At 71.9% G+C, this 584-nt stretch carries 1 protein-coding gene; it reads right to left on the reverse strand.

From position 1 onward, the window contains the following. Window positions 1-584: GAF domain-containing protein (locus ACVCAG_RS45830; RefSeq protein ID WP_447191682.1), on the reverse strand; the 584-nt coding region annotated here is incomplete at both ends.

The following is a 584-nucleotide window of genomic DNA, read 5'->3' on the forward strand; positions in this document are numbered from 1 at the left end:
GGTTCGGCGCCCGACAGCAGGCTGGTGGTGACCTCCGCCGAGGCCTGCAGCCACATCTCCCTGCGCCGGCTCTCCTCGTACAGGCGGGCGTTCTCGATGGCGACGCCGGCCGCGGCGGCCAGCGCGGTCACGATCGCCTCGTCCTCCTCGTCGAACTCGCCGCCACCGCGCTTCTCGGTGAGGTAGAGGTTGCCGAACACCTCCTCGCGCACCCGGACCGGCACCCCCAGAAACGACCCCATCGGCGGATGGCCGGGCGGAAAACCGTAGGACGCCGGATGGTCGGAGATGTGGGCCAGCCGCAGGGTCTGCGGCTCCTTGATCAGCAAACCGAGCAGGCCGAGCCCGTGCGGCCAGTGCTCGATCCGCGCGATCTCCTCCTCGCTCAGCCCCACCGGGACGAACTGCACCAGCGTGCTGTGGTCTCCGGCCACGCCCAGCGCGCCGTAGGTGGCGTCGACGAGGGTGGTGGCGGTCTCCACGATCCGGCGCAGCACGGTCTCCAGGTCCAGGTCGCTGCCCACCGCGACCACGGCCTCCAGCAGCGCGTGCACCCGGTCGCGGGTGGCCAGCACCGCCTCCAG

The sequence above is a fragment of the Streptosporangium sp. G12 genome, assembly GCF_052983175.1.